This window comes from Flavobacterium sp. SOK18b (assembly GCF_014156605.1).
Taxonomy (GTDB): domain Bacteria; phylum Bacteroidota; class Bacteroidia; order Flavobacteriales; family Flavobacteriaceae; genus Flavobacterium; species Flavobacterium tiangeerense.
Genome location: NZ_QKNZ01000086.1, coordinates 1 through 13,855 on the forward strand (window position 1 = coordinate 1; position 13,855 = coordinate 13,855).

Annotated in this window: 12 protein-coding genes; all 12 read right to left on the minus strand. The window is 33.4% G+C overall.

What is annotated here, in order from left to right:
• Positions 1 to 662 precede the first annotated feature (662 nt).
• Positions 663 to 1,796: a PAS domain-containing sensor histidine kinase gene (locus tag DNC80_RS12440; protein ID WP_182651502.1), complete on the minus strand. Its 1,134-nt coding sequence runs from the start codon at positions 1,794 to 1,796 to the stop codon at positions 663 to 665.
• Between the two features lie 63 nt (positions 1,797 to 1,859).
• Positions 1,860 to 4,271 carry a multicopper oxidase family protein gene (locus DNC80_RS12445; RefSeq protein ID WP_255493244.1) on the minus strand — a complete coding sequence of 804 codons (2,412 nt, stop codon included), beginning with the start codon at positions 4,269 to 4,271 and terminating at the stop codon, positions 1,860 to 1,862.
• 10 nt (positions 4,272 to 4,281) lie between these two features.
• Entirely contained in the window at positions 4,282 to 4,995 is a 714-nt protein-coding gene (locus DNC80_RS12450) for a heavy-metal-associated domain-containing protein (RefSeq protein WP_182651503.1), read from the minus strand.
• Positions 4,996 to 5,070: 75 nt separating this feature from the next.
• Positions 5,071 to 5,379, minus strand: coding sequence for a heavy metal-binding domain-containing protein (locus DNC80_RS16045; protein ID WP_182651504.1), 309 nt, complete (start codon positions 5,377 to 5,379; stop codon positions 5,071 to 5,073).
• Between the two features lie 176 nt (positions 5,380 to 5,555).
• Positions 5,556 to 6,455, minus strand: a complete 900-nt coding sequence (locus tag DNC80_RS12460; protein WP_182651505.1) for a DUF3347 domain-containing protein — start codon at positions 6,453 to 6,455, stop codon at positions 5,556 to 5,558.
• 95 nt (positions 6,456 to 6,550) lie between these two features.
• Positions 6,551 to 6,916 carry a hypothetical protein gene (locus DNC80_RS12465; RefSeq protein WP_182651506.1) on the minus strand — a complete coding sequence of 122 codons (366 nt, stop codon included), beginning with the start codon at positions 6,914 to 6,916 and terminating at the stop codon, positions 6,551 to 6,553.
• A 347-nt stretch (positions 6,917 to 7,263) separates the two neighbouring features.
• Positions 7,264 to 10,458, minus strand: coding sequence for a PAS domain S-box protein (locus tag DNC80_RS12470; RefSeq protein WP_182651507.1), 3,195 nt, complete (start codon positions 10,456 to 10,458; stop codon positions 7,264 to 7,266).
• 541 nt (positions 10,459 to 10,999) lie between these two features.
• Positions 11,000 to 11,449, minus strand: coding sequence for a VOC family protein (locus DNC80_RS12475; protein ID WP_182651508.1), 450 nt, complete (start codon positions 11,447 to 11,449; stop codon positions 11,000 to 11,002).
• 29 nt (positions 11,450 to 11,478) lie between these two features.
• A complete protein-coding gene (locus DNC80_RS12480; RefSeq protein ID WP_182651509.1) occupies positions 11,479 to 11,895 on the minus strand; it encodes a VOC family protein in 417 nt (138 codons plus the stop codon).
• Positions 11,896 to 12,300: 405 nt separating this feature from the next.
• The gene (locus tag DNC80_RS12485; protein ID WP_182651510.1) at positions 12,301 to 12,519 is read right to left on the minus strand and encodes a DUF4287 domain-containing protein; all 219 of its coding nucleotides are present in this window, start codon (positions 12,517 to 12,519) and stop codon (positions 12,301 to 12,303) included.
• A 6-nt stretch (positions 12,520 to 12,525) separates the two neighbouring features.
• Positions 12,526 to 12,897, minus strand: a complete 372-nt coding sequence (locus tag DNC80_RS12490; RefSeq protein WP_182651511.1) for a DoxX family protein — start codon at positions 12,895 to 12,897, stop codon at positions 12,526 to 12,528.
• A 212-nt stretch (positions 12,898 to 13,109) separates the two neighbouring features.
• Positions 13,110 to 13,676: a hypothetical protein gene (locus DNC80_RS12495; protein ID WP_182651512.1), complete on the minus strand. Its 567-nt coding sequence runs from the start codon at positions 13,674 to 13,676 to the stop codon at positions 13,110 to 13,112.
• Positions 13,677 to 13,855: the final 179 nt, after the last annotated feature.

Consider the following 13,855-nt stretch of genomic DNA (forward strand, 5'->3'; position numbering starts at 1 on the left):
CATTTGATTTCAATTTTTAATTTTTTCATGGTCTATTTTTTAAGTTAATTTCATATAGTTTTATCCATTCCCTAAGCCGTATCTTTCATAATATTACCACAAACATAAGTTGTGTAAAAACATTTAAACGAATACGTTATGGTTAATTACAGAGTAAATATATTTGATTTAAATTAAAAATTAAATTTTTTCTGGTAAAAGTTGCTTTTTGAGTATAAGAATAAACAGAAGTATAAAATGATTTAAAATCGCTATTTGATTTCTAAAAAAGTAATTCTTCCACTTCCAGTTCTAGTTATGAAAAATCTAGAAACAGCTGAATGAGCAGCACATGTTGGCTTGAGAGATGGTTACATCGCGTGATGCGAAAAGGGTATTTAACTTCTATCTTCTAATATGATGTACCGTATTATGCCCTTAGAGTTTACGAATAGTTGGCTGGTTGCTAATCACCAAAAAGTACATTGGTTCAGGCATATACGCACCTATTTAAAAGTATATTTTGGGTGAAAACCTCATATACAATTTGACGTTGTTGCCGTTTTGATTGCGGAACTTAATGCATCAATTAAAGTGTTATTGTACCACAACTGCTTATTTTTTTCATCTATAGACGTAAAGAAACGCTGCTGATACAATCAGTTTTTGGTTTATTTATAGTATTATTTAGTTTTCTTTGCGGGTAATGTAAAATAAAAAGAAGAACCTGCGCCTTCTGTACTTTCTACCCAAATTTTACCTCCATTTTTTTCTACAAAGCCTTTCGATAATATTAATCCGATACCAGCTTCTTTATCCTTTTTCCATGTGTTTGAAATAGTGGTTATTTCAGGTGTAAAGAGTTTATCTTTTATATCTTTTGTAATGCCAATTCCATCATCTTTTATCTCAATGATAATTAAATTTTCTTTTGTTTTCGCACGAACTACAATTTTACCGTCTTTATGCGAATATTTTATTGCATTGTTTAGTAAGCTATGGAGTATAGAAGACAGCATTTCGCTGTCTGCAAAAACATTTATATTTTTCTTTATGTTGTTATGAAGGTGAACCTTATTTGCAACAGCACTGTCATTTAGCGCATCAAACACTTTCTTGACATCGGTATAAAGATCAATTTTTACGGGTGCAAAAGCTTCTGATGCATATTTTATTCTTGCCCATTCTACTAAATAATCCAACAGGTTTAATTGCTGTTTTGACGTTATATGAAGTAGTTGGAGCATTTCTTTTGTTGCATCCTTATCCATTTTATCAAAATTTTTATTTAGGTATTCAGCTGTACCTGTTACTCCTGTGAGTAGAGTTCTAAAATCATGTGACAGTATAAAAAGTATACTTTCTTTATGCACGCTAAGTTCTTCTACATCTCTTGCATACTTTTCTGCATTCTGTCTCTCGGTTAGGTCTCGAAGGATTTTGACATACCCTTTTACTTCTCCATCTTCACCTTTTAAAGGATAAACCTGACCGTATGCATAAAATTTACTTCCGTCTTTACGAATGTGCCATCTGTTGTCTGCGGCCTTTCCATCTTGTAGTGCTTTTGTAATTTCAATTTTTGGCAACCCTTTGGTTTTGTCATCTTCAGTAAAAATGATATCAAAGTCCTTCCCCAATATTTCTTCTACTTCATATTGAAATAATTGTGTTGAGCCTGAACTCCAGCTGTTTATTTTTAAATCATTATCCACTGAAAAAATGGAATAATCAGGCATGCTGTCTATGACCTGACTAAAAAACTCTGCTGAAAGGATGTGCTCACCTTCGGGTGCGTTTGATTTTTTATTTTTCATTGGATTCGTTTAGAAATACGTTTTATTGCCTAATTGCTGATTTTTAATCTCTTTTTACTTTGATTAATAATTCAAATTCACTCCAAAACCTAATCCCATATCACTATCGAAATGCGTTTTAATGCTAACATTTCTTTTAATAATATAGCGCATTCCTGCCATGAATTCTTTATCTGTATTCCACATCAAATCCATTCTTAATCTTTTTGAAACAGGAATGTCCATTCGTTCAAATTGCAATCTGAAATTACCGTCTGTAAAAACTTCGGCTTGTGCTTTTATAAGCATGGGCAATGTGTATTCTAATCCTGCACTAAAAACAGAACGTTCGTCTTTGGTGCTACCTTGTCCAAAAAGGTTTTTCTCCATTTCACCATCTTCCATTTTTCTGTATCGCCAATCAAAGCCAACAAACGGCATAATCCATTGCATTTTGCCAATGTAACGCCCAATGTGTGTTTCTGTTTCATAACCGTGCATTTTGTTATAACCCAATCTCCATTCTGTTCCGATGCTCCAACGTGTATTGCTAAACATTGCCATACCGTCGTTTCCATTCGTAGCAAAATCATTTTCTGCCATAAGATGAAATTTTCGGTCTTCGCCAAATAATTTACGTTGTGCTAATTTTGGATTTGGTATTAATGGATTTGGTGCTTGATTTTCATACGTAAAAACTCTGCCCATTCCTGCCATCATGTGATAGAGGATATGACAATGAAAAAACCAATCGCCCTCTACATTAGCGTTAAATTCTAAAACATCCGTTTCCATCGGCATAATGTCGATGATGTTTTTGAGTGGTGCGTAATCGCCTTGTCCGTTAAGAATTCTAAAATCGTGTCCATGCAAGTGCATCGGGTGTCGCATCATGGAACCATTGTATATTGTGATCCGAACATTCTCGCCTTTTTTGATTAAAATTTTATCGGTTTCAGAAACCACTTTGTTGTCTAAACTCCAAACATAACGGTTCATATTTCCTGACAATTCAAATCGCAATTCTTTAACAGGTGCGTCTTTAGGTAGCGTTGTCTTTTTTGGCGACTTTAACATGGCGTAATTTAACGTTACAATTTCCGAAAGTTTATTACTGTTATAATCGTCTTCGGTGCTGCTTGCTGCATGCGCTGGCATTTTCATTTCATTCCCATTGTGTTTAGAATGATCCATTTTTTCACCGTCACTTTTTTCTGCTTTCTCTTTGCTCTTGCCGTTTTTCTGATCTCCAGTAATTTCGGGATACATAACTACGTTCATATCCATCTGATTGTAGGACATACTCATTCCCATATCGTCTAAATCACCGTTCATTTTCATCATATCATTCATCATTTTCATTCCTTCAAAATATTTTAATTTTGGTAGGGGAGAAGTAAGCTGTTTGATGCCATCACCTAAATAAAGTGATGCTGATTTTGTGCGGTCTTCAGAAGTCACCAAAAATTCGTAAGCGGTTTTATCGGCTGGAATGGTTACAATTACATCGTAAGTTTCAGAAACGGCAACAATTAATCTATCGACTTCTACTGGTTCTACATCGTTACCATCATTAGCAACAACAGTCATTTTTCCGCCTGCATAATTGAGCCAAAAGTAGGTTGATGCACCACCATTTGAAATTCGTAATCGCACTTTATCGCCACCTTTGAATTGAGATAATTGGCTTTCGTTTTTACCATTAATTAAAAATTTATTGTAATATACATCACTCACATCCATTGCGTTCATTCGTTTCCATTCGTTCGTTACTTTGGTTTTGAAATGTCCTTGTTGGATTGCTTCGGCATAACTTTGAGTGGTACCTTTTTGAATGGCAAACCAATCGGTTGCGTTATGCAACATGCGGTGTACGTTATTTGGATTTACGTCGGTCCATTCGCTTAAAAGTAAAGGTACGCTTGGCAAATCATCAATTCCTTTTCTAAAGGTTGGGTCGTTTGGTTTTTTGAGCATTATAAAGCTGCCGTACATCCCGATTTGTTCTTGTAAGCCTGAATGACTATGGTACCAATGTGTTCCGTTTTGAATGATTGGAAATGTATATTTGTGAGTAGTGTTTGGTTCAATTGGCATTTGGGTTAAATAAGGAACGCCATCTTCTTTGTTTGGTAAAAATAATCCGTGCCAATGCAATGAGGTACTTTCTTTTAGCTCGTTATGTACATAAATTTCTGCAATGTCACCTTCGGTAAAAGTGAGGGTTGGCATGGGAATTTGTCCGTTTACAGCAATAGCATGTTTTGGTTTGTCACCAAAAGTTACTAGTGTATCACGAACAAATAAATCATAACGAACGATTTTTTGAGCTGATGAAATTGTTGAAATAAAAGAAAGAAACAAGCTTAAAACAATTATTTTTGAGTTGTACGTATTGCAGCCCGACTTGAACGGAGCTCTTTTTTGTGAAGCGTAGCGGAGCAAAAAAAGCGGGAGTGGAAGGCGGAATAGCTGCCCAAATGATTTTAATTTCATAATTTTTTTTTTAAATCAGTATGCATAACATAATGCCACTCATTGCAATCATCAATGCATCTTCAATAATAGTTACAGTACTCATGGGTAAATTGAAAACTGCACCCAAACAGGCACATTGAATTTTCTGTTTGTTTAAGACCGATTGTAGTACGCCAATGATACTGATACTCATTACGAGTACTGTAAGTGAATTAGTTAGTATGGGATTGAAATTGATTAGAAACGCAATTCCCAAACCTAATTCAATAAATACATACAGGTATGCCCATGCTGGAATTTTTTTTGCTAAAACATCATACATCACATAACTTTCAGCAAAACCTTTGATATTTAGTAATTTAAAAAAAGAGAAAATAAGAAAGAATCCTGACATAAAATGTCTCATTGCTTGCATAAAGTCAAATTTTGTATTTTGAGTTTGCACCAATGTAGTTACTAATAAAATGTAGAAAAAGATCAGTAAAATGGGTTTGTAGGTTTCAAACCATGATTTTGTGTGTTCACCAATTTCACTGTGATTGATTGCTGATATTTGGTATTTAGAGTCTAAAACGTGTTGTAAGTTGGGTAAAGCAATGTGTTTATCCATTGTAATAGTTGCGGTTTCAGTATCTTTTGAAACGGTAACATTTGTAACATTTTCTATTGTTAATAGAGCCGATTTTACTTTTGCTTCACAACTTGAACAGGTCATTCCTAGTACTGTGTAGGTGTGTGTCATGAGTTTGTATAATTAAAATCAACTTCACAAAAAATAATGCAAAGTTGATTTATTAGATTTTAAAATAGTATTGAATTACATAACAGGTTCAGTTAATGGCATTCCGCATTTTGAACATTCACTGTTTAATTCACCTTGAACTTCTGGGTGCATCGGACAAGAAAAAATTTTGGTTGCCACTTCCTTTTTGGTTGTTTCTTTTACAAATACGGTGTCTTTTTCAATCAGTACAGTATCACTATCAGTACTTGTTCCATCATTTGTAATGACAGTAGTGTCAGTTACTACGATTTCATTTTCATTTATTGTAGCTTCTTTGCTTTTTTGGTTGCAAGAAATAGTTACTAATGCCAATGCTACAGCGGTTAAAATTACATTTTTCATTATTTTACTGTTTAAAAACAAAACAATATACTTTTTTAGATAAGTGGTTAGTCTTGAATTGATTATATTTTTTCTTCTTGCAGATTTCTGCACATTTTCTATCTGCAATATTACAATGTGTTTGCATTTAGAATGTTACAGATTTATTTGTTTAAGTTGTGTAATTCACATTTCAATTACTTGATAGTTTCTACAACTTTACCACAGCTCAACATCATTGAACCATAATACGGATTTTTAACTGTATTTTCTTTGCTTAACCAGTTGGCCCCTTTACCGTTGTTTGCCATTGGACAAAATTGATAATATGTTGGTGTTTTTTGTTTTGAGACTTTAATTAAAGCGTAGATATTTGATGAAAGAGTATCAAAATGATCTCTTTGTTTTTTTGCATCTTTTGTGTTTGCAATGATTTGAGTATCTGCTTTTATGGTTTTTAAAACCTTCATATAAACGGTGTGTTGCTCTGTATTTAAAGTTTCCATTTTGACAGCATTTATTGCTGAAAGCAATTCTTTTGCTTTTGTAGATGCTGCGTTCCCGTCTGTTTTTACTAAAGCATTTTTAACCTCAAAATAGTTGTCGAAAACAGCTTTTAGTTGGTTGGTTTCCACCGCCTTTTTACTGGCACTTGGTTTTTTTGCTTCAACAGTTGTTTTTTCTGAATGATTTGCGTGCTCACTGTGGTCTTCTGCAACAATTTCTTTTTTAGGTTCTGTCTTTACTTCAATTTTTGCTTCTCTATCGTATTGGCAACAGCCAGGAAGTTTTGAATATGTTTTATCAGGAGCAAGAAATTTTTCACTGTCGTAACCAGATAATGCAATGCTTTTTAAAATTTCATCTGGATTTGTTTTTTTGCTATCATATGTTAATGTGGCCATTTTTGTATCTGCGTTCCAATCTACAGTGGCTATATTTTTTATAGTACCAGCTTTTTCGATTGCTGTTTCACACATCCCGCAGTTCCCATATATTTTAACTGTTTCGGTTACTGAACTTTTAATTTGTGCATTGCACACTGTAAAAGATATCAATACTGTGATTGCTACCCATGTTTTTGACATTAGTTTCATTTTAATAAATTTTAATATTTGATATATAAATAATTTTGAAAACAATGTATTTGTTTTCGACAAGACAGATTTATGGCTGTTAAAGTTCTAAATTATTATATTTTTGGTGGAAGCCAAACGGAAGTAAAACCTGAAGAAATAAAGGTTTCTGAATGATGAAATTTTGGTTTTTCAGTAGAAAAATTAAAATTATTGTTGTTGAAGTCTATTTCGTTGAACGAAATTAAACTAAAGTTTACTGTTGATGTGGTGCAGTTTGAATGACCACATTTTCCGCCACAACTAGTGTCTTCTTCATTAGATTGTGTTTTTTTACAACACACTTTCTTTTCAGTTTTAGAAGTCGCTTCTTTTTTGCTACACTCTTTTTCAGTTTTAGTTCCACATGCATAACCCAAAGATGGCAACAAAAAGAAGCCAAGCGATAGCATTATAATTAAGATGTGTAACCTTTTTTTCATTTGTCAAAGATAAGGCGTAATTCTAAAATATTATGTTAATTTTCAGCAGGGTTTTGAGTGATTTGTGTAGCAAAGCGGTAGCAGTTACTATTTCGTTGCCAGACAACAGGCGTGGAGTAGCTAACGTATTTTTATATTTTATAAAAACTAAACAAAGGAAGATAAACATCCTGAAAGTGAATTCTAGCGGTCGTTTTTGACAGCCTGATGTGCGTTCGCTTTTTTCTAGTTGCTAATTTTTTTTCAGCTATCTTCTGCTAAATTGTAGTCCAAAATACCCTGGTGTATGGTCCAAAATGTTTAGGATCTCTGAGAATATTTGATCTTTATTATAAAAGCTAACGTACTCAATCGGTTTTTTGAAGCACCTTAATTATTTTACTATATAGCAGTTGTTCATCAACAGGTTTAGAGACATAATCGTTCATTCCCATAGCTTGGGCTTTTTCCAAATCAACAGAAGTAACATCTGCAGTTAGTGCTATGATGGGAATATCAGATTTCATAATGTTACGCACGTATGCGGTTGCATCAAAGCCATTCATTTCGGGCATTTGTAAATCCATTAGCACCAGGTCGTACTTATTTTGTTCTAGTTTTTCAATCGCAATTTTTCCGTTGCCCGCAATGTCTACATCAAAGCCAAAGTCAGCAAGTATAATTTTAATTAAAAGTTGATTCAGTGGCATGTCTTCGGCAACCAATATGTTTATTTTTTTTACCTCGGATTGTATGTTTGTAACAGGCTCTGATTCCAGCTCTATTTTTTGATTTGTTTTAGCAAAGTTTAATTGGAAACTAAAGGCTGATCCTTTGCCTAATTCGCTTTCCACGCATATAGTGCCACCCTGCTGTTCTATTAATTTTTTAACAATGGTTAGCCCAAGACCAGTACCTCCATAAAGACGCGAGTTTTCATAAGTTGCTTGTCCAAAATCTTCAAAAATATGTTCGAGTTTGGTTTTATGGATGCCTATTCCAGTGTCGGTTATAGTAAATTCAATAGTTATTTCCTCTGCATCTTGTTTAAGCAAGGAAACACAAATGGTTATTTTTCCTGTGTTCGTAAACTTAACAGCATTGCTTATCAAATTCAAAATGATTTGTCGCAATCGGATAGAATCACCCATTATAATTTCGGGTATTGCGGTGTCAAATTGTGTTATCAATTCTAAATTTTTCTCCTTTATTTTCATATCAAATAATTGGAGCATTGATGAGAGCGAATCAGCTAAATTGAACGGAGTTTGTTCAAAAGTCATTTTACCAGCATCTACTTTGGCAAGGTCAAGAATATCGTTAATTAAAACGAGCAGGGCATCTCCGGAATCCTTAATTGCCGTTAAATAGTCTTGCTGACTTTTGTCTAATTTCGATTTTAAAAGTACATTAGTAAACCCTATAATGGCGTTCATAGGAGTTCGTATTTCGTGGCTCATGTTGCTCAAAAATTGTTGCTTAGCTTGCATGGCATCCTCAGCAGCAATTTGTGCAGTTTCGGCTTTGTATTTAGCATCTTTCTGTTCGTGAATATCGGTATTAGTTCCTACCCACATTTTTATTTTTCCGTGTTCATCTTTAATGGGTAAAGCCCTGCTTAAATGCCATTTGTACGCACCGTCTTTATGTAAGATTCGGCATTCCATGTCAAAAATTTCTCCTGTTTTAAAGGAGTTTGACCAATTTGTTTTAGTCATCTCCACGTCATCTGGGTGAATTACTTTTTCCCATCCCCAACCTTTTAATTTTTCAAACTCTAGTCCTGTGTCATCCAGCCATTTTTTATTAAAATAAATCACATTACCCTCTGTGTCGGCGTTAGTTATTTTTTGAGGCATAGAATCTAAAATCTGTCTTAAATTCCTTTCGCTTTCTATAATTCCCCTTTTTGCAATCACCTGATCAGTTACTTCATTACCAATAATAGTAATACCTGAAATAGTCTGGTCCGCTTCTAAATAAGGCTGGAAAACAAAATTGAAAAAATACTCTTCCTTTATATTTCCATGCATATTTTTAGGGCTCTGTACTTCAATACCATGAAAAGGAATACCGGTGGTACGCACCTCATCAAGCATATCTAGGAATGTGGTGTTTTTAAGTTCAGGCATAATTTCAAGCAGCGATTTACCTTCTATATCGTTTCCTCTTCCCCACACTTCTTTAATCTGGTCGTTGGCAAGTTCAATAATCAGATCTTTACCTTTTAACACGGCAAAAGTAAATGGCGAATTCATCAGCATCATGTTATATCGCTTATCGCTTTCTTCTATTTTTTTGCGCGTCATCACCATTTCTGTTACTTCATACGCTATTTGTGTAACACCAGAAATGGAGTTGTCTGCGTCATAATAGGGTTGGAAAACAACGTTAAAATATTTATGTTTTAGCTTACCATTGTAGGTTACTTTCCCGAGTATTTCATTGGCATAGAATGGAATACCTGTTGTGTATACTTTGTCAATCATTTCAGGAAATGGCTGATCCTTAATCTCCGGTAATATTTTCAAAAGCTTTTTTCCTTCTACATCTTTACCTTTTCCCCAAAAATCTTTCATTAAATCGTTAGCAAAGGTAACCACCATGTCTTTTCCTTTCATTACACAAAAAGCAAATGGTGAATCCATAAGCATCATATAATACCGATTGCTAATTTCTTCTATTTTCTTCAATGCTTTCTGGTCTGCATTGTGTAGTGCGGCTAATGCATTTTTTACAATCACAGCTGCTGTTACTTCATAAGCGATAATGGTTATTCCAGAAATAGTCTCATCTGCTTCCAGATAGGGTTGATACACAAAATTGAAATAAACATCCTCCAATTTACCATTGCGAAAAACCGGGCAAAGTACCTCATCTCCGCAAAACGGAGTTCCGCTGGTATAAACCTTATCGAGCAAATCGGGAAATTCGGAATCTTTGATCTCAGGTAAAACTTCAAGTAGAGTCTTTCCTTCTAAGTCGTTGCCTTTTCCCCACATTTCTTTTACGGAATCATTGGCAAGAGTAATTACCATATTTTTTCCCTTGAGTATAGCAAAACCAAAAGGCGATTTAAGAAGCATCATGTTGTATCGCTTTTCGCTTTCCTCCAGCTGCTTTATGGCTTTTTGCTCTGCATCAAGTTGCGCCACAAGAGTTTCATTTTCAGTAACATCATCAGAACGCTGAATGATATATTGTACGTTATTATTATGATCTAGAATAGGGGAGTTCACTACTTCCCAATACTTTGTTTCAAATCCACCACCTTCAGATGCAGGTTTAGGAATATCGTATCTTATTACCGGCAAGGTATCGGCAGTTTTATTCTTGATCACGCGGTTGAAAGAAGCTCGAATAGTACTTTCTCCATTTGGGTTTGTATTGTCTGGATTAGATGGAAAAACATAAAAAATGTCTTGTCCAGTAATGCACTCACGGGTAGTTTTGGTTTTCCTAATAAAATCGTCTGAAGCAGCAATAATGATAAAGCTGGTATCGATAACAAGCATCAATGCGGGAGACTGCTCGAATATCCTGATGTAATCTTTTGCATCCATATGTTTGTAAATATCAGATAAAAAATCCGATTAATGAATGTAAAAGGTTGCCAATGATTTTATATTTGCTTGCTTAATAATATCGGTATATCAAATGAAGTTGCTTTGTCAGAATTTTGACTGATGGGAAGCAAAAGGATTTGCCACTTAGAGATGGCTGGGAGTTCGTAAACGCTCATTTGCCGTATAAAGGGAAGCTTAGAAAACGGTAATTCTACAAAATACAGCTAGCTAAAATTGCTAGTATGGTAATGTGGTTATTTTTGAATTATTTTAAATGGAAGATTATCTAAAAACCTCAAAACGAAAATTATTTGTTTGAGAATTAAAATAAAGGATTTAGACTATAATTAAAACCATTCTCGGTAAAAACTGCTTTCTATAATAAAAATATAACAAAGCATAAAAAAGCCATAAAAATCACTATTTGAACCCCAAAATATAAAGCTTACCCTTTTTGAAGTTTTTTAATAAATTATTCATCAGGAATATTATGTTCGTGCTATGGATGCAAAGGAATTCTTGTTATTGGAAGTAGCTTTTACTTATTATTTATATTTCTTTTATAATTTGGGTCAAAATCTACTATCCATTCTATACCAAATTGATCTCTAAACATTCCGAAATAAGAACCCCAAGGACTGTCATTAATTGGTATTTCAATATTCCCACCTTCTGAAAGGCCATAAAATAATTGATGAGCTTCTTCTTTACTTTCAGCGCTAATTGAAATTTTACTTCTAGTTTCATTTTCGTTATGTTTTCCCATTATTTCGGGAGTATCACTCGCCATTAATACATTGTGTTTCCCAATTGGCAAAGCAATATGCATAATGAGGTTTGCTTCGCTTTCTGAAATTGGAAATTCAGGATTTGGAAAATCTTTGAAACGACTTATCATTGCAAATTCTCCACCGAAAACGGATTTATAAAATGTAAATGCAACTTCAGCATTCCCATTAAAATGGATATAAGGGTTTATTTGTGCCATTTTATTTTTTTTATATTTAACTCAAATTATTATTTTGGTTCTTCAGTTGGAAATTTTGAAACGTCCATATAAAAAATTTCCCATGTGTGTCCATCAAAATCTTCAATAGTTCGTTGCTGCATAAAACCATAATCTTTCATTTCTGTTGGTTCAATACCCCCTGCTTTAAGTCCATTTGACATTAAGTTATTGACTTCGTTCATACTATCTAATGATAATGAAAAAAGTCCTGCAATATTAGTTTTTGTGTCAGCAATAGGTTTAGATGTAAAACTTGTAAACTTCTCATGTGTTAAAAGCATTACAAAAATGTTTTCACACCAAACCATACATTTTGCGGTTTCGTCTGAAAATTGTGGATTATTTGTAAATCCTAATGCAGTATAAAAGTTAACTGATTTTTCAAGTTCTTTAACTGCTAAATTTATAAAAATTTGTTTTCCCATTTTTTATATGGTTCTCTTTATTGTAGTTCGTCGTGAAGCAATTATGGTCAATGTCATTTAGTTTAAAAATCTTTAAACAAACATTATTGGATTAATTTTTAAGTAAATATATTTGATTTGAACTACAATTAAAATTCTTTTAGATAAAAGTCAACTTATGGTTAAATAGGTTTAAAATTCGGCTTAGGTTGTGTAGTTTATAAATACGAATCCAATATAAGCTGAATTGAGAGTTTGATTGTTTTCATAGTTCCTGTCAAAATTGGTTTTAAGGGTAGGTGCAGGTTTGCTAAAAAGTAAAGGAAAAACACTAAAAAAACAAGCTAAAAACCGCTTCAAAAAAAATAAGATACTAAATCCTAATGATATTCTGAATATAATTGTTGCGGTATGTTATTTTTCTTGTCATTCAGTTTTCCCTTTGAATGTTGCATAAATTGCCATTGCGTGTCCGTGTCCTAATTCAAATTCTTCTTTGAGCCAATTTGTAATTTCGGAAGCCTTAATTTCCGGATTAAGTTTTCCGTCAATTATAAATTCTTTTGCTTCAGCCATTTTTTTAAAGTCAGCAGGAGTCTTTCCTGTTTTGGCTTTTATATTGTCTATGTATGCTTGAAATGACATAAATTTTTAATTTTCGTTAGAATTTAATTTATGATAGTAAATATATGAAATAGCCAAAATTCCGAATACAACCAATGAGAAAAATGTTTGTCCATTTATTCCGTCAACTGCTCCGTGACTAATTGTTGCAAAAACAAAGTTAAATCCAAATCCGGTATAAGCCCATTCTTTTACTCGTTTCGGAACTTGTGGAATAACTAACGCCAAAACTCCTAAAATCTTAAAAACAACCAATGCGTTTCCAAAGTATTCTGGATAACCCAAATGTTTAATTCCTTCTTTTGCTAATTCTGTTTGTGAAGTCAATGCAGTCATTAGTCCTTCAAATAAAGCAATGATTATTGTCGCTGTCCAATAAATTACTTTGTCTTTTTTCATTTTTTTATTCTTTATTCTTTTGTCATGAGTTACAGTACAATTCTAATTAATGTTCCCTTGCTTGGCTAGTTTGTGTTCAAAGCAGAACGAGTATTCTTCGCTAAGATAGAATTTATTCCTAAAAATAGAATTGAAGCTACTGAAAACCAGTAATAATTGCATAGGAAGTGTTAGCGGTTCTGACCTATCCTGATTCACTTTTTTTATAATGTCTAAGTGTTTTTTTTGGACGTGATAAAATATGAAGTTTTTGTTATGAAAAATTGTATTCCGGGTTTCACAATTAGATATAAAACCGCTCCAATTAAGCTAAGAATTGATATTATTCCGATGGGTAGCACACCACCAAAAGTAAAAGTCATACCAAGAACAAATCCTAGAAAACATTCGGCCTTGTAAATAGGTAAGAAAATTGCAAGAACTAACAATGAAACAATCATATAGAATGGTATTTCAGAATATCCTAAAGTAAAAAAAACGGATAGCAATAAACCGAAAGATAATGCTGCAATAAAGGCATAAAATATATTTACTGGGAACTTAGAAACAGTTGAATTATTTCCAATTCTCTTTTGTATTCTGTATAATAGAAACCATGTAAGCAATGGAATTAGAATTCCTCCCAACCAATTTGAAAATTTAGGTAAGTCTTCATTTTGTAGGATGTGATGGCTAGGTACACCATCATGGAAATGATCCCAAATTAAAAGCATCCAAATAGCAGCAGTAGTTATTGCAGTGAAATATAAACGAATCTTATAAAATTCCCTTTCTCTCATTTTATTTTACATTTTAGGATTTCTAATCTCTAGCGGTTTTCTATTGGTGCCTTTCCTGATCGCTAACATTCTGGTAATACAAGCAGTTTGGTACTAAATTAATCCCTATTTTCGGATTTGACAAATCATCCAATACAAAACCACTTTCAAATTAAGCCTAATACCCAAATTGCTTGTAG